The organism is Paenibacillus sp. PK4536, from assembly GCF_028594455.2.
GTDB lineage: Bacteria > Bacillota > Bacilli > Paenibacillales > Paenibacillaceae > Saccharibacillus > Saccharibacillus nuruki.
Genome location: NZ_CP126313.1, coordinates 3,146,692 through 3,163,667, shown reverse-complemented (window position 1 = coordinate 3,163,667; position 16,976 = coordinate 3,146,692). Strand labels below are relative to the sequence as shown.

Annotated in this window: 14 protein-coding genes; all 14 read right to left on the bottom strand. The window is 39.9% G+C overall.

Features of this window, described 5'->3' with window-relative positions; all coding sequences use genetic code 11:
- Positions 1–56: 56 nt before the first annotated feature.
- Positions 57–1,154, bottom strand: coding sequence for a transcription termination factor NusA (gene nusA / locus PO903_RS14290; RefSeq protein WP_069327341.1), 1,098 nt, complete (start codon positions 1,152–1,154; stop codon positions 57–59).
- Between the two features lie 34 nt (positions 1,155–1,188).
- Positions 1,189–1,650, bottom strand: coding sequence for a ribosome maturation factor RimP (gene rimP, locus PO903_RS14285; RefSeq protein ID WP_069327342.1), 462 nt, complete (start codon positions 1,648–1,650; stop codon positions 1,189–1,191).
- A gap of 308 nt (positions 1,651–1,958) precedes the next feature.
- Positions 1,959–6,278 (bottom strand): PolC-type DNA polymerase III, encoded by a 4,320-nt coding sequence (locus PO903_RS14280; RefSeq protein ID WP_137222735.1) that lies wholly within the window; start codon positions 6,276–6,278, stop codon positions 1,959–1,961.
- 206 nt (positions 6,279–6,484) lie between these two features.
- A complete protein-coding gene (gene proS / locus PO903_RS14275) occupies positions 6,485–7,942 on the bottom strand; it encodes a proline--tRNA ligase (protein ID WP_273593734.1) in 1,458 nt (485 codons plus the stop codon).
- A 274-nt stretch (positions 7,943–8,216) separates the two neighbouring features.
- Positions 8,217–9,488, bottom strand: coding sequence for an RIP metalloprotease RseP (gene rseP, locus PO903_RS14270; RefSeq protein ID WP_069327345.1), 1,272 nt, complete (start codon positions 9,486–9,488; stop codon positions 8,217–8,219).
- Positions 9,489–9,682: 194 nt separating this feature from the next.
- Positions 9,683–10,831, bottom strand: a complete 1,149-nt coding sequence (locus PO903_RS14265; RefSeq protein ID WP_069327346.1) for a 1-deoxy-D-xylulose-5-phosphate reductoisomerase — start codon at positions 10,829–10,831, stop codon at positions 9,683–9,685.
- Between the two features lie 48 nt (positions 10,832–10,879).
- Positions 10,880–11,680: a phosphatidate cytidylyltransferase gene (locus PO903_RS14260; RefSeq protein ID WP_137222729.1), complete on the bottom strand. Its 801-nt coding sequence runs from the start codon at positions 11,678–11,680 to the stop codon at positions 10,880–10,882.
- A gap of 55 nt (positions 11,681–11,735) precedes the next feature.
- Entirely contained in the window at positions 11,736–12,503 is a 768-nt protein-coding gene (uppS, locus tag PO903_RS14255; protein ID WP_069327348.1) for an undecaprenyl pyrophosphate synthase, read from the bottom strand.
- Positions 12,504–12,569: 66 nt separating this feature from the next.
- Entirely contained in the window at positions 12,570–13,124 is a 555-nt protein-coding gene (gene frr / locus PO903_RS14250; RefSeq protein WP_069327349.1) for a ribosome recycling factor, read from the bottom strand.
- Complete coding sequence (gene pyrH, locus PO903_RS14245; RefSeq protein WP_069327350.1) at positions 13,124–13,852, bottom strand: UMP kinase; 729 nt, start codon at positions 13,850–13,852, stop codon at positions 13,124–13,126. Before pyrH ends, frr begins: the two co-directional genes overlap by 1 nt.
- A gap of 203 nt (positions 13,853–14,055) precedes the next feature.
- Complete coding sequence (gene tsf, locus PO903_RS14240; protein WP_069327351.1) at positions 14,056–14,706, bottom strand: translation elongation factor Ts; 651 nt, start codon at positions 14,704–14,706, stop codon at positions 14,056–14,058.
- A 133-nt stretch (positions 14,707–14,839) separates the two neighbouring features.
- On the bottom strand, positions 14,840–15,535 hold the full coding sequence (gene rpsB, locus PO903_RS14235) for a 30S ribosomal protein S2 (protein WP_069327352.1): 696 nt from the start codon (positions 15,533–15,535) through the stop codon (positions 14,840–14,842).
- A gap of 227 nt (positions 15,536–15,762) precedes the next feature.
- Complete coding sequence (locus PO903_RS14230; RefSeq protein WP_273593733.1) at positions 15,763–16,377, bottom strand: MltG/YceG/YrrL family protein; 615 nt, start codon at positions 16,375–16,377, stop codon at positions 15,763–15,765.
- Positions 16,374–16,973, bottom strand: coding sequence for a DUF6115 domain-containing protein (locus tag PO903_RS14225; protein ID WP_069327354.1), 600 nt, complete (start codon positions 16,971–16,973; stop codon positions 16,374–16,376). Before PO903_RS14225 ends, PO903_RS14230 begins: the two co-directional genes overlap by 4 nt.
- Positions 16,974–16,976 lie beyond the last annotated feature (3 nt).

Below are 16,976 nucleotides of genomic sequence, written 5' to 3'. Positions count from 1 at the left end.
CACCTGTCCCCTGCCATTTTGAGGGAAAGTCCTATCAGGCATACAAATGAAAATGTTTAGTCAACCGATATCGAATCTTGGTGCATTTCTTCGCTAGCTTCTTTTGGACGACCATATTCTTCTTCTGCTTGTGTCTCGCTCTTAATATCAATTTTCCATCCTGTTAATTTGGCAGCAAGACGAGCATTTTGCCCTTTGATACCAATTGCCAGAGATAGTTGATAATCAGGAACGATTACGCGTGCCATTTTCTCATCTTCAAATACTTGAACTTCCAGTACTTTGGATGGGCTAAGAGCATTAGCAACATACTCTTCAACACTATCAGAATAACGAACGATATCGATTTTTTCACCGCGAAGTTCACCAACGATCATCTGTACACGTATACCACGAGGACCTACACATGAACCAACTGGATCTACTTCTTCGTTGCGTGAGAAGACAGCAATTTTAGAACGGAAGCCTGCTTCACGTGCTACAGAACGAATTTCAACCACACCATCGAAAATCTCAGGTACTTCAAGTTCGAACAAACGTTTAAGCAATCCTGGATGTGTGCGTGACAAAATGATCTGAGGACCTTTAGTTGTATTTTCCACTTTAGTGATATAAGCCTTGATACGTTCATTCATTGTGAATTTCTCGTTAGGCATTAATTCAGTTAGAGGAAGTACAGCTTCGATCTTACCAAGATCCACATAAATATTACGTGCATCTTGACGTTGAACGATACCTGTTACGATATCTTCTTCTTTGTCGATAAAAGCATTGTAAATCAAACCACGTTCTGCTTCACGAATACGTTGAGTTACGACTTGCTTCGCTGTTTGTGCAGCAATACGTCCAAAGTCACGCGGAGTCACTTCGATCTCAGCAACATCTTCCAACTGAAAGTTCGGGTTGATGTCGTGCGCAGATACTATAGAAATCTCTGTACGTGCATCCAAGACTTCTTCCACTACATTTTTACGTGCAAATACTTTGATAACTCCTGTATTGCGGTTCATATCAACACGTACATTTTGTGCTGCATTAAAATTACGCTTGTAACTGGAAATTAGGGCAGCCTCGATCGCTTCGAACACGATGTCTTTGCTGATTCCTCGTTCTCTTTCCAATTCGTTCATTGCTTCAATAAACTCCATACTCATGTGCTTCAAGTTCCCCCTTTCAAAAAACTACCGTTTAAAAAATGATTGCCAGTCTTGCGCTGGCTACTTTTTCATATGGAATAGTGTGAGTTTTTTTGCCCGCTTCGATCAGTAATTCTTCATTATCAAATGAAAGCAATCGTCCCTCAAATTCCTTCTGTCCATCCAAAGCTGCATACGTTGTTACAAAAACATCTTTGCCAACTGCTTTTGCAACATCTTCACTCTTCTTAAGTGGACGTTCTGCACCTGGAGAAGATACTTCTAGAAAATAAGCTCCCGTAATCGGATCATTGCCATCCAATTGTTCACTCATATATTCGCTGATCCGACTGCAATCTTCGATATCAATACCGCCGTCCTTATCCACGAACACTCGCAAAAACCAGTTACTGCCTTCTTTTACATATTCCACATCGACCAACTCGAAGCCATGCTCACTCAAAAATGGCTGTACCATTTCTTCTACGGTCGTTTTAATCTTCGGTGTGCTCAAACAATTCAACCCTCCATCACCTTAAAATCCTATATACAAAACATGTTGTTGAACCAATTCATTATTGCCGCTTTTTGTAGAAAATCGAACCAATTTACTTCTCTCGGTTCGATCTTCTGCGTCATTATTTCCTGTAAATGTATTCAACAACCGTATACCAAAGAGTAAAGAGTGGGTTTCCCCACTCTTCACAAAACGGTTTTATCTTCCTTATCACCTTAAAATTATATCATAATTCCAAAGGAGTGACAAGTAAATAACCTTGACTACAAGGTGTTAATGCTTGGTACATGACGCATCGTCTTGATTTAAAATAGAGACAGCTGATTGCTTTCTGGCAAGCCACGGAAACAACCCATTTGCGTCATCAATTCCACGATCGTTTTAGTCGCTTTGGATTTCTGTTGGAAATCTTCAATCGACAGATATTCTCCGTGTTGACGAGAAGCCGCAATATTACGTGCTGCATTATCACCAATCCCCGGTACAGCTGAAAATGGAGGAATCAAGCTATCTCCATCCACTGTAAATGTAGTCGCTTCAGAGCGATACAGATCCACCGGTTGGAATTTGAATCCACGTGCTGTCATTTCAAGTGCCATTTCTAACATAGGAATCATATTTTTTTCTTTGGTTGGAGCTTGGAATCCCATTTGTTCAATCTCGACAATTTTACGATAGATCGCTTCATATCCCTGACAACATAGATCAGGATCAAAGTCTTCGATCCGTACTGTAAAATAAGTCGCATAGTATTGAATTGGATAATACAGTTTGAAGTAAGCCGTCCGCACTGCTGAAATAACATAAGCAGCAGCATGGGCTTTCGGAAACATGTACTGGATTTTGAGGCAGGAATCAATATACCACTGCGGTACTTTGCATTTCTTCATCTCATCAATCCACTCTTGGGACAACCCTTTCCCTTTACGTACACTTTCAGTAATTTTAAAAGCAAGACTGGCATCCATACCTGCTTTGTAAATTAAGAACAACATAATATCATCACGACAACCGATTACTGTTTTGATATTACAGGTATTATTTTTGATCAAATCTTGTGCATTTCCTAACCATACCCCTGTTCCATGAGACAGACCTGATATCTGCAACAAATCGGCAAAGGAAGAAGGTAGCGATTCAATTAACATCTGGCGTACAAATTTAGTACCCATCTCAGGTACACCATAAGTAGCAACAGGGCTGCGTAATTGCTCTGCTGTAATCCCTAATGCTTCTGTCGAGTTAAACATACTCATGACTTTGGGATCATTCATCGGAATCTTCGTCGGATCTACACCTGTCAAATCCTGCAACATCCGCATCATGGTCGGATCATCATGTCCTAGTATATCTAGCTTGAGCAAGTTGGCTTCAAAAGCATGATAATCAAAGTGTGTCGTTTTCCACTCTGCATTCACATCATCTGCCGGGAACTGAACAGGTGTAATATCTTCTACATCCATATAATCCGGTACAACAACGATACCGCCGGGATGCTGTCCTGTACTCCGTTTGACGCCTGTACATCCTGAAGCTAGGCGGCTAAGTTCAGCATTACGCCATTTCTTCTGATGCAATTCTTCATATTTTTTAGCAAAACCAAATGCTGTTTTTTCCGCTACTGTACCAATGGTACCCGCACGGAATACATTTTTTTCGCCAAACAATTCTTTGGTGTAATTATGAGCTTTCGGTTGATAATCCCCTGAGAAGTTCAAATCGATATCGGGAACTTTATCCCCTTTAAATCCTAAAAACGTTTCAAACGGAATATCTTGACCTTCCCCTTTAAGCTTACCATTACAATCAGGGCAGTCTTTGTCGGGTAAATCGAATCCACTCGGGATACTACCATCTAAAAACCATTCACTATGTCTACATTCTGGGTTGGTACAGATATAGTGAGCAGGCAATGGGTTTACTTCAGAGATACCTAGAAACGTAGCTACAACAGAAGAACCTACAGAACCCCGTGAACCTACCAAATAACCATCTTGGTTAGACTTTTTAACTAGTTTCTCGGAAATCAAATAGTTGGCAGAAAATCCGAACTTGATAATCGGTTCTAATTCTTTTTCAAGACGTTTTACAACAACATCTGGTAACTCTTCGCCATAGATCGACTTCGCTGTATCATAACAAGTATTTCGAATTTCTTCGTCTGCGCCTTCCAAAATAGGTGTAAACAATTTTTCAGGGAACAGCTCAAACGATTCAAAACGTTCTGCTAATGCTTGTGTATTGGTAACAACGACTTCTTTGGCTTTGCTTTCACCCATAAAGCTGAATTCTTCGATCATTTCATTCGTTGTGCGTAAATGAGCATCCGGTTTACGCTGATCTTTAAGCGGACTAAAACCAGTAATCCCGTTAATCGTAATATCACGGAACAATTTCTGTCTCGGTTCCAAATAATGAACATTTCCTGTTGCGACTACCGGTTTGTCTAATTTAGCTCCGATATCATAAATTTTGTTCACAGCGATCTCTAACTCACGTGGACTTGCTACTAATCCTTTGTCCACCAGATGCATGTACATCGTTAGCGGCTGAATTTCTAATACATCATAGAATTGAGCAATTTCCTCGGCTTCTTCTACTGATTTATTAAGAACGGCTTCGAAGAACTCCCCTTTTTCACAACCAGAGAGAACTAACAATCCTTCTCTATATTCAGTCAATACCGATTTAGGTATACGAGCTACTCGTTTGAAGTATTGAGTATGTGATAAAGTGATTAATTTAAATAGATTCTTTTTGCCAATCTCATTCAATGCATAAATACCACAATGAAAAGGACGCACATTGGATAAATCTTGCCCTACAAATTCATTCAAACGATCCAAACGAGTTAAGCGACGTTCTTTATCCGCATCACTCAATAGTCCAAACAAAATGCCTCCAAGTGCTAGTGTATCGTCAATCGCACGGTGATGGCTTTCCAAAGAGACTTTATATTTCGAAGCTAATGTATTTAGACGATGATTTTTCAATGTTGGATACAGTAAACGTGCTAATTCAAGAGTATCTAACACCGGATTTTCCATTTCTGGTAAATCGTGATTTTTCAGTGTAGCTTGAATAAAGCCGATATCAAAACGTGCGTTATGCGCGACTAGAATACCATCACCCGCAAATTCTACAAATTCACGAATCACTTGATCAATCTCTGGTGCTCCACGAACCATTTCATCCGTAATATTAGTCAACTGCTGAATATTGTAAGGAATACGTTCATGCGGATCAACAAAAGTCGCATAGCGATCTAACTCTTTGCCATCTACCATTTTGATCGCTGCAATTTCAATAATTTTGTTCTGTGTAACCGATAGACCGGTTGTTTCTATATCAAAAACGATATACGTAGCTGTTTTCAAATCAATCGGTTGAGGATTGAGTACAATCGCTACGGCATCATTCACTACATTCGCTTCAAGTCCGTACATCATTTTGATACCATGCTTTTTAGCAGCTTTGTAGGCTTCAGGATAACATTGAACTCCACCATGATCGGTAACTGCAATGGCAGAATGTCCCCATGCCGCGGCTGTTTTGACATATTGATCAATCGGGGTAATACCATCCATTGAACTCATTGTTGTATGCAAATGAAATTCAACCCGTTTTTCGTCAGCATCATCTTTGCGTCCAGCAGGAGCTTTAACTTCGCTTAGATCCGATGGAATCATGACAAGTTCTGGAATAGTCATAAAGCGATCGTATTCTACTCTACCACGAGCTTTTACCCATTTTCCATTGGCTAGTAGATTCATGATTTTAAGATCTTCTTTATTTTTAGCAAACATTTTCATTTGCAAGGAATCACTAAAGTCTGTTAAGAAATACGTAAATAATGTACTACCATTACGAAGCTCTTTGCTTTCTAAGCCAAAAATAGTTCCCTGAATCGTAATTTTCTTTTCTTCATCTTGAATATCTTGAAGTGGTGTAGGTTGTTCTTTGATCTCATAACCAACTTGTAAGCGTACAGGCTCTCCATCTGCATCGGTATCTTCTTCGAACTCGGATTCCATACTGGTCATCAATTTCTCGATTTCTTCCAGTTCTTCTTTACGACGCTGTACATGGAATTCTTCTACAGCTTCAGTCGTATTTTCACCCACTTGAAGCTTGATCCGTAATGTAAGGTTAAAATAATCTTGATAAAAGCGTACGATAGCTTGATCAATTTGTTTCTTTTTGGCAAGTTCTAGTGACATGTTATCACTCATCGTCACCGTAACTGTATGATCGTCTACCATATATTTAGCACGTGTCATCCATCCATTAACAGAAGGGATTTCACGTTGTACCCATTCCAAAAACATATTCCAATATTCTTCTACAATCTGTACCACATCGACAGCTTCATCGTATTGAAACAGAAAGCGAATTTTGGCGATATGCCCCATCTTTTCTTGAATATGCAAGCAAAACGCACGATAGGTTGGTGCTGCTACTAATGTTTCTTTCGCAATCACGATTTTCCATTCTTTATTGCTACGACTAATCTCTACTCGATCGATCATACCATCTGCAAAATGAGGCTCCATTAATCCAGCAGGTACTTGTGCCTGGTTCATTAACAGTTCGAACCGTGTTCTTTTCTCTCCACTAACGCTCATAAGATCCCCCTTTCCAAAAAGCAACAAGCCTCCACTAAAGTTGGTATCAGACTGCCGTCTACTCCACTCTGTTGGAAGCTTGCCTGCTTCAATAGCTTTACATCGTTAGCTATATGTTCATTTCAGCCCTATACCAACAGCAGCTAGAAATTGAATTATACATTTATCCGATCTAGATAGATAACAGTCTAGATCTATAAGATATCTTAATAAGCACGAGCGAATACAACAGTATGTTTCGCAGGTTCACCTGTAACAAGACATTTTTCTTTTTGTACATCTAATTGGAAAGGAATATTACGGATCGTTGCTCCTGTTTCTTCTTTTACTTTCGCTTCGGATTCGATCGTACCATCCCAGCCTGCGATAAAGAAGCCACGTTTTTCTTCCATAATAGCTTTCATTTCATCCAATGTATCGACTTGGTGCATGTTTTCTTCACGGAAAGCAAGCGCACGATCGTACATTTCTTGTTGTACTTGATCTAACATATTTTGAACTTCAGTTACGATATTTTCAAGAGCCACTTGTTTTTTCTCGCCTGTGATACGAGAAACCAATACACATACTCCATTTTCCATATCACGAGGTCCAATTTCCAAACGAACTGGAATACCACGCATTTCATATTCATTGAATTTCCAACCTGGACGTACATCGGCACGATCATCAATACCTACACGTACTCCGGCTTTTTTCAATTCAGCAAATAATTCATCTGCACGTCCTACAACCATATCACGTGTTTTAGGAGGTCCAATTGGAATAATCATGACTTGTTTTGGAGCCACTTTAGGAGGCAAAGCCAATCCACGATCATCACCGTGCACCATGATAAGCGCACCGATTAGACGTGTACTTACACCCCAAGAAGTGGTATGTGCATACTCTTGTGTATTATCACGACTTAAGTATTGAATTTCAAAAGCTTCTGCAAAGTTAGTACCCATAAAGTGAGAAGTACCTGCTTGTACAGCACGTCCATCTTTCATCATCGCTTCGATAGAATACGTGTCACGTGCGCCTGCAAATTTCTCAGAAGGACTCTTCTGCCCTGTAATTACAGGAATCGCTAAGAAACTTTCTACAAAATCACGATACACTTCAAGCATACGCATTGTTTCTTCGCGTGCTTCTGTTTCTGTTTCGTGAGCAGTATGACCTTCTTGCCACAAGAATTCACTTGTACGTAAGAAAGGCAATGTACGTTTTTCCCAACGAACAACGTTAGCCCACTGGTTAATCAATACTGGAAGATCCCGGTAAGATTGAATCCATTTAGAATACATATGTCCGAACATGGTTTCTGATGTAGGGCGAATAGCCAAACGTTCTTCTAGCTTATCTCCACCTGCTTCAGTTACCCAAGGCAATTCAGGATTAAATCCTTCGATATGTTCTTTTTCTTTTTCAAAAAAGCTTTCTGGAATAAATAATGGGAAATACGCATTACGATGACCGGTTTCTTTAAAACGACGGTCTAAATCGTGCTGAATATGCTCCCAAATTTCATATCCATCCGGGCGGAAAACGATACAACCGCGTACAGGTGAATAGTCCATTAATTCAGCTTTTTTGATCACGTCAATATACCAACGTGAGAAGTCTTCGCTTTGTGGTGTAATTTCAGTTACGAATTGTTTGTCCTGCTTATCATTCGACATAAAAATGGATATCCTCCTGTAAGTAACCAAATATTTAGCGAGCAGATCTGAATAATATCAGAATCGATATCTGTTATTATTAGTCGCTCATTTTACCTTATTGTATCATGATTGTGAGTGCTTGTTGAATGATTTCAGACAAAGAAGCAAAAGAGTGATGATCTGCAACATCCTTCAACTTTACGCTGAGGCGTACATGTTGCATTTCCACCCTTCTGCTTCCGTGGTCTTTCTTTGAGTATATCATGTCTGTCTATACGCTACAGCACAGATATTAACCTTTAATTAAACGTACAATATCATTATAGGTTACAGCGATCATCAGCAAGAATAACATACCGAATCCGATTAAATGAACCAGACCTTCTTTGCTTGGTTCAAGTGGCTTACGACGTATCCATTCCACCAACAAGAAAATCAAACGACTTCCATCTAATGCTGGAATAGGCAATAGATTGAATATTCCCAAGTTGGTACTAATTAGTGCTGTCCAAAGAATCATACTATCAAGTCCCTGTCTTGCGACTTCAGTCGTAACTTGAATCGTACCTACAGGTCCTGCTAGATCATCTAAATGGAACTGTCCAAAAATTAACATTTTTAAACTTGTTAAAATCGTTGTACTCATATCGATAAAGCGTTCGCCTGCATAGCTAAATGTTTCACCAAAAGAAGCTGAACGAGTTTGAGGTTCTACAGCGACCCCTACTTTACCTACATTTTTTTCATTTGCTTTAGGAGTAATAGTAACCGTCTGTTCTTGACCACCACGTTCAATCGTCCACTCCATAGGTTTACCAGCCGAAGATTCAATCAAACTAATCATTTTGACAGAATCTCCTGCAATTTCGGTTCCGTTGACTTTCTCCACTAGATCGCCTTTTAGCAACCCACTAGATTGAGCTGGAGAATCCGAAGTGACCTGACCCAAAATAACCCCTGTTGGATTTTCAACAGGTACACCTGTCATACGTACCAAGATCAGACAAAGAATAAAAGCAAGAATAAAGTTCATTGCAGGTCCTGCAAAAATAGACAATGCACGTTGACCTACAGTTGCACTATTAAACTGACGATTGCGCGGTGCAATCTGAATATCTTGCCCTTTGATCGACATCATTGCTTTGGGATCTACATTAAATGTTTGAATATCACCATCAACATCTAATACAATTTTGAGATCATCAATAATATCAATTGATTGTACTTCGCCACGAATAACATTCTTACGATTATCTAATTGATCTACAAAAATCGTTTTAACGACTTCATTGGCTGTACGAATAGCGATCGTCTGTCCGGGCTGAATCTCAACCAGTTCAGGATCTTCACCAGCCATACGGGCATAACCACCAAACGGCAGTAAACGCAATGTAAATACAGTCTCATCTTTTTTATATGAAAACAGTTTTGGGCCGAAGCCAATAGCAAATTCGCGTACTAATACTCCTGCACGCTTGGCAAAATAATAATGCCCCCACTCATGCACTGTAACAATAATAAAAAACATGAGTACCGTCATAACTACTACTTGAAGTGTCTCCAAATCGCCAAATCCTCCTTTTTCGCTTGCGACCGAAGGTCTGCACTTTTAGATTATCACTTTTGTACGGTCTGATACAAGCAGAGCATGGCGAACATCAAGAAATAAATTCCATTTCTGTTGATAATCCCGGTTATAGGCATAATCGTCATGATACAAAACCACTATCACATTATCTATACAACATACCATTCCTTTTACAATACTGAAAATGCACTGGCTCTTGCTCTAGTCTGTGCGTCGGTAGCATAGATGACTTCTAGCTCTGGATTGGCAATCACTTCATGCTGTTGTAGAGCATCCGCAATAATATCTTCGATCAATAAGAATGGAATTTCTCCATTTAAAAATCGAGCTACTGCAATTTCATTCGCTGCATTAAATACTGTCGGTGCTGTTCCGCCCAAACGTCCTGCTTCAAAAGCCATGCTTAGACAAGGAAAACGATTGTAATCCATTTCACGGAAATTAAGCTGTCCGATCTGAGCTAACGACAGACGCGAAGAAGGAGCTTGCTGACGATCAGGATACGTTAATGCATATTGAATCGGTACACGCATATCTGGATTACCCAATTGTGCAATAATACTGGTATCTACAAATTCTACAAATGAATGAATAATACTTTCAGGATGCAACAGTACTGAAATCTGATCATAAGGCATATCAAATAGCCAGTGTGCTTCAATCACTTCAAGTCCTTTATTCGCCATCGTTGCAGAATCAATCGTAATTTTGGAACCCATAGACCAGTTAGGATGCTTCAGTGCATCAGCCACAGTCACATGCTTCAATTGCTCTCGTGTACGATCACGAAATGAACCTCCCGAAGCAGTCAACGTTAATTGATGTACACGTTCACGGGGTTCTCCATTTAGACATTGAAATAATGCTGAATGTTCGCTATCAATCGGCAACAATTGAACGCCTTTTTGTCTAGCACGAGCTGTAACTAGATGACCTGCTGTTACCAATGTTTCTTTATTCGCTAATCCTATCGTTTTGCCTGCATCAATCGCTGCAAGTGTAGATGGAAGCCCCATACTACCCATAACTGCTGTAACAACGGTATCTGCATCTGTTCCTGCTGCAATTTCAATCAATCCTTGCTCCCCATAGAATACTTCGATATGAGAAGGTAGTTGTTGCTTGATCTGCTCTGCTGATTGTTTAGAACCTACAGAAACTTTAGATGGCTTAAACTCCAATACTTGCTGAATCAACAATTCTATATTATTACCTGCTGCTAGTCCTTCAACTTCAAAAGCTTCAGGATGCGCACGAACAACATCTAATGTTTGAGTACCGATTGAACCTGTAGAGCCAAGAATCGCTAATTTTTTCATTGTGCACCCCGTTAGATTACAATAGGTTATCATTTAAATCCGTATCATTTAGAAAGGTAAAAGCAACGCAATATGAACCAGTGGAAATACCATTAACCAGCTATCACAGCGATCTAAAATACCACCATGACCTGGTAACAATTTTCCAGAATCTTTGATTCCATAGATGCGCTTGTATGCCGATTGAATCAAATCACCCATTTGTCCTACGACTGCCGCTGCTATACCTATTAATATCGCATTGGTCATTGGAAGAAGTTCTGGTGATATCAGTGAGAAGATAACAGCTACAATAATAGCAAATACGACTCCACCAATCGCACCTTCAACCGTTTTATTGGGACTGATCGAAGGCCATAGCTTATTTTTGCCAAGCATTTTTCCTGTAAAATAAGCTCCAATATCACTAGCCCAAATCGAAGCTAGCAACATAAACGTCCAAAATAATCCATGTCCGTCTGGTGTCTGACGTGTATCTGCAATATATGCAAACCCTGTACCTATATAAACGGCTCCGATGAACAATAATGCCATTTGTTTAATATCCACTTTATTTTTGGAAATAACAGTAATGGACAATAATAACAGCATCACAATCCACATACTGTGATCAACAGACAACGGCGGTTCAAGATTCATTAATGTCCATGGTAAAAGCATATATAGCACACTAATATAACCAATCACTGCCGGTGCTCCGAACGGAGCCGACTTTGTCATGATTACAAATTCATAATATCCAATAAGAGCCATCACCACGAGCAGCCCATGATAAGCATAGCCACCGAGCAGGCAAAGCCCTAAGTAGAGTATTCCGGCTACAATGCCAGTGATTATCCGCTCTTTCACAATCCATCCTCCATCCGAACAAATGAATATTCCCTGCCTATGCAGAGATCACCATTCATTTCAAACCACCATATCTGCGAGTTCTACGCTGGTATTCTAATACCGCTTCGATCATATGCTGCTTGCCAAACTCTGGCCAAAAAATAGGAGTGAACCATAATTCTGTATAGGCAAGTTGCCACAACATAAAATTACTCAGGCGAAGTTCTCCGCTTGTTCGTATAAGTAAATCAGGATCAGGCATCCCTGAAGATTGTAAAACACGTTCAAAACTTTCAGAAGTGATATCTTCGATACGCATTGTACCTTTTTGTACAGCTTGAGCGACTTCTTTCACACCTTCAGTAATTTCATCACGACTTCCATAATTCAGAGCAAAAGTAAGAACCAGTCCTGTATTATTAGCAGTATCACGAATCGCTTTTTCTAAAGGCTCAATCGTATGAGGGGGTAATACATCTTTGTGTCCCATCAAACGAATCTGTACATTTTTTGCAATCAACTCATCCAATTCAGATGCTATAAATTCACCAGGAAGTTTCATCAAAAAATCGACTTCCTCTTTGGGTCTTTTCCAATTTTCAGTAGAGAAGGCATACATGGTTAAATATTGAACTCCCAAGTCATCCGCAGCAATTGTGGCACGCTTTACAGCCTTCATACCATTCTGATGACCCATTACACGCGGTAATCCCAAACTTTTCGCCCATCGTCCATTGCCATCCATAATGATAGCGATATGCTTTGGAATATTATCTTGCGAAAGCTCGGAGGAAACCTGTATCTCTTCCTTTTTCCACCACGAGCGAACACGCTTGAGCATCACTTTTCCTCCATGCGAGTAGTGAAAAGAGACAAACCCCACCTATTCGGAGGGGTCGTAAGTCTCTTACACTTCCATAATCTCTTTTTCTTTTGAAGCTAGTACATTATCAACTTCTGCAATAAATTTGTCTGTAAGTTTCTGCACATCTTCTTGATGACGACGTGATTCATCCTCAGAAATGTCTGTTTTTTCAAGCTTTTTAATATCTTCATTAGCATCACGACGAATATTACGAATCGCTACTTTGGATTCTTCGCCAAACTTTTTAGTTAATTTAACCAATTCAGAACGACGCTCTTCTGTTAGAGCTGGAATACTTAGACGAACAATGTTACCATCGTTAGCCGGTGTAAGACCCAAGTCTGATTTCATAATTGCGCGTTCAATCTCAGCTAAAGAAGATTTATCCCAAGGCTGAATAATCAATGTACGTGAATCCGGTGTACTGATATTTGCCAACTGATTAAGAGGTGTCAAAGCACCGTAATATTCAACTTGTACACGATCTAAAATAGAAGATGAAGCACGACCAGCACGAAGCGTGGACAGATCACGGCTTAAAGCTTGAATAGCTTTCTCCATGCGCTCTTCTGCACTTGTTTTGATTGATTGTGGCATTAATCTACACTCCCTTTAACGATCGTCCCGATCTTCTCGCCGAGCACGACCCGTTTGATGTTTCCTTCTTCGGTAATCGCAAACACGATGAGTGGAATATTGTTATCCATACACAACGATGAAGCTGTAGAATCCATTACACCTAGATTTTGATTCAAGATATCCAGGTATGTAAGTTGTTCGAATTTTTGAGCATTTTCGTCTTTAAATGGATCTGCTGAGTATACGCCATCCACTTTATTTTTAGCCATCAAAATAACTTCTGCTTCGATTTCAGCAGCACGTAAAGCAGCTGTTGTATCTGTAGAGAAGAAAGGATTACCCGTACCTGCTGCGAAAATAACAACTCGACCTTTTTCTAAGTGACGAATAGCTCTTCTGCGGATATAAGGTTCTGCGATTTGTTGCATTGCAATAGAAGTCTGCACACGAGTAGGCACTTCAATCTGCTCTAATGCATCTTGCAAAGCTAAAGAATTCATTACAGTGGCAAGCATACCCATATAATCGGCTGTTGCGCGGTCAATACCATTTGCGCTGCCCGCGATTCCACGCCAGATGTTGCCTCCTCCACATACAATCGCAACTTCTACACCCAATGCGACAACTTCTTTGATCTGATTGGCAATTGAGACGATTGTATCGGCATCAATACCGTATCCGTTTTGACCCGATAATGATTCACCGCTGACTTTCAAGACAACTCTTTTAAATACAGGTTTATTCAATTGTATACCCTCCACTTTGTGAAAATTAGTCCTGATGGTGATAAAGCCGGATAGGGCGCTGATACTGCCTGTTCCGGCTCTGCCATGAGGTTCTCGGAATGATAAGATTTTACAAAAGAAGGAACACAGTCTGTGTCCCTTCCTTCTGTTCTATTCTTAAATCGTGTTCCGGTTATTGTAAATCTTTAGTTCGCTAGTAGCGATTATTGATTTACTTGTGCCATAACTTCTTCAACAAAGTTGTCTTGTTTTTTCTCAAGACCTTCACCTAGTTCATAACGAACAAAGCGACGGATAGAAATATTTTCACCAATTGTGCTGATTTTTTCGTTCAACAATTGATCGATTGTTTTATCAGGGTTTTTAACGAAAGTTTGCTCCATCAAGCAATACTCTTCATAGTATTTACCGATGCGGCCTTCAACCATTTTTTCAACGATTTTTTCTGGTTTGCCTTCGTTCAACGCTTGAGCTTTCAAAATTTCTTTTTCTTTCTCAAGTGCTTCTGTTGGAACTTCTTCACGACGAACATACAATGGGCTAGCTGCTGCGATTTGCATAGCGATATCGCGTGCAAACTCTTTAAATTGGTCTGTTTTACCAACAAAGTCAGTTTCACAGTTGATTTCTACCAATACGCCGATACGACCGCCAGCGTGGATGTAAGATTCAACTACGCCTTCTGTTGCAGCGCGTCCAGCTTTACCAGCTGCTGCAGAAAGACCTTTTTCACGAAGTACGTCTACTGCTTTAGAGATATCACCGTTTGTTTCTTCAAGCGCTTTTTTACAATCTAACATTCCTGCGCCTGTTTTTTCACGAAGCTCTTTTACTGCGCTAGCATTAACTGCCATTGTTGTAACCTCCATATAATTAGAAATTTAGTTTTTTATACATCATCTTAAAAAAAGGGCAGTGAGAGGTTATCCACCTGCCAACCACCCTTTTTATTTTGTCATTCATTTAAAGACATATGAATAGAAATAATTATGCAGTTTGCTCGCCTTGGTTAGCTTCAACCACAGCATCAGCCATTTTTCCAGTCAACAATTTAACAGCGCGAATCGCGTCATCATTACCAGGAATAACATAATCGATCTCGTCTGGATCACAGTTAGTATCAACGATACCTACGATTGGAATACCCAATTTGCGTGCTTCTGCAACAGCGATACGCTCTTTACGAGGATCGATGATGAACAATGCGCTAGGTAAACCTTTCATGTTTTTGATACCGCCCAAGAATTTCTCAAGACGATCTTTTTCTTTGCGAAGCAAGATTACTTCTTTTTTAGGAAGAACTTCAAAAGTACCGTCTTCTTCCCATTTTTCCAACTCTTTCAAACGATTGATACGTTTTTTGATCGTTTCAAAGTTAGTTAGAGTTCCACCCAACCAACGTTGGTTGATGTAGAATTGACCAGAACGCTCAGCTTCTTCTTTAACAGAATCTTGAGCTTGTTTTTTCGTACCAACGAACAATACTGTACCGCCGTCAGCAGCGATGGATTTTACAAAGTTGTAAGCTTCATCAACTTTTTTCACTGTTTTTTGCAAATCAATGATGTAAATTCCGTTTCTTTCTGTAAAAATGTAACGATCCATTTTCGGGTTCCAACGACGTGTTTGGTGACCGAAGTGTACGCCAGCTTCTAAAAGCTGTTTCATGGAAATAACTGCCATATCCATGTACCTCCTATTATTTTGGTTTTTTGTGTGCCTCCGCAAACGTCAACTTTCGGTAAAACTTTTCGTCTGAAAAGCACCTTTACCTGAAATCAGAATGCGTGTGTTTTAACACCATTAGTTAATATATCATATCAAATACATATTGTGCAACACCCAAATTGATTGATATGTAGTAGTCATCATATTCAGACGTGAAGCCGCCTTATAATGCAGCAATCACATTATTGAGACGGCTCATGCGTGATCTTATCAATAATTGAATCCAAATCTTCACCTGCACTCAAATTGAATGTGCCGATTTGTAATTTCGTATTGGCTTTAAGTTCAGAGACCCGATTCACAAATTCTTTTTGGCTATCAATAACACCTTTTGTTTTTAAATTATAAGCTATATCATTTAGCATTTCTCCACTTGTAATTTTAAACGTAGTCGGTGTATTCGGTTGCGTTGGAGAACTTGGAGTGCTTGTTTTTGGCGTTGTACTTTTGGTTTCTGTCGACTCTGGTGTGGCTGGATTTTCTGGAGTTGTTGGTTGCTCGCTAGTCGGCTCTTTGGTTGTTGTCTTGCTCGCTTCTGCCTTTTGAGCTTTAGCGGCTTCTTCTTTTTGCTTCTCTTCTTGCTGCAACTGTTTCCATTCATCACTGCTATACACTTTTTCTGTCGAATCATACACCTGCATATTTTGAGTCTGTGCTGCTTCTCTGATCTGTTCAGCGGTTAACTGGGTACCATCTAACATGGTCTGACCATTACCAATATTAAAAAGCTGAAGCAAAACAGCACCGATAATAATTCCTACACCTATACCCATTATTAAAGAACGATTTTTAATCACTTATGATCCTCCTGTTTAGCCAACTGCAAAATCAATTGTACTTCGCCTCGCTGTAAACCTACAGTTTTGGCAATAGTATCAATAGATTTCCCATTTTCATAAAGGGCAAACAGTTCTTGATAACGATCCTGAATACGTTCTGTCGTGTCTGGTTGCTCTTCTACAACCGGTTCACTGTACTGTTGCGCCATTCGTGCAGCTGATTCCCGCAACGCGTCTCCTTGTGTTCCTGTACCCTGTGTTTGCGTATATGCAGGATTCTGCATGGTAGCTACAGGTGGAACAGCAGATGGCATGATAACAGGATCAGGCTTTTGCTCTAGCTGGATCAGGCGTTGTCTCATCTCTGTTAATTGTTCTTGAAGAGCTAACTGCTTGGCAGTAGACTCTTGCTTAATTTTAGAGACTAGATCAATAATTTCTTCATTTTCTTTCTCGATCTCAGCCATGTAATGTTCTAATGTATCCTCGACTTTATCTACTGTAGCCATAGACTGAGCTGTTGCTGCTACATTACGAGCTTTGGGTAACAAAAATCCATATACAATTGCGACTGCTCCGATCAGAACAATATATATCCATCCTGGCAAATTCATTCA

Bases quoted from the DNA above. Each gene is read 5' to 3' on its own strand.
- nusA (WP_069327341.1), bottom strand. From the start codon at position 1,154: ATGAGTATGGAGTTTATTGAAGCAATGAACGAATTGGAAAGAGAACGA.
- PO903_RS14280 (WP_137222735.1), bottom strand. From the start codon at position 6,278: ATGAGCGTTAGTGGAGAGAAAAGAACACGGTTCGAACTGTTAATGAAC.
- proS (WP_273593734.1), bottom strand. From the start codon at position 7,942: ATGTCGAATGATAAGCAGGACAAACAATTCGTAACTGAAATTACACCA.
- PO903_RS14265 (WP_069327346.1), bottom strand. From the start codon at position 10,831: ATGAAAAAATTAGCGATTCTTGGCTCTACAGGTTCAATCGGTACTCAA.
- uppS (WP_069327348.1), bottom strand. From the start codon at position 12,503: ATGCTCAAGCGTGTTCGCTCGTGGTGGAAAAAGGAAGAGATACAGGTT.
- frr (WP_069327349.1), bottom strand. From the start codon at position 13,124: ATGCCACAATCAATCAAAACAAGTGCAGAAGAGCGCATGGAGAAAGCT.
- tsf (WP_069327351.1), bottom strand. From the start codon at position 14,706: ATGGCAGTTAATGCTAGCGCAGTAAAAGAGCTTCGTGAAAAAACAGGC.
- rpsB (WP_069327352.1), bottom strand. From the start codon at position 15,535: ATGGCAGTTATTTCCATGAAACAGCTTTTAGAAGCTGGCGTACACTTC.
- PO903_RS14225 (WP_069327354.1), bottom strand. From the start codon at position 16,973: ATGAATTTGCCAGGATGGATATATATTGTTCTGATCGGAGCAGTCGCA.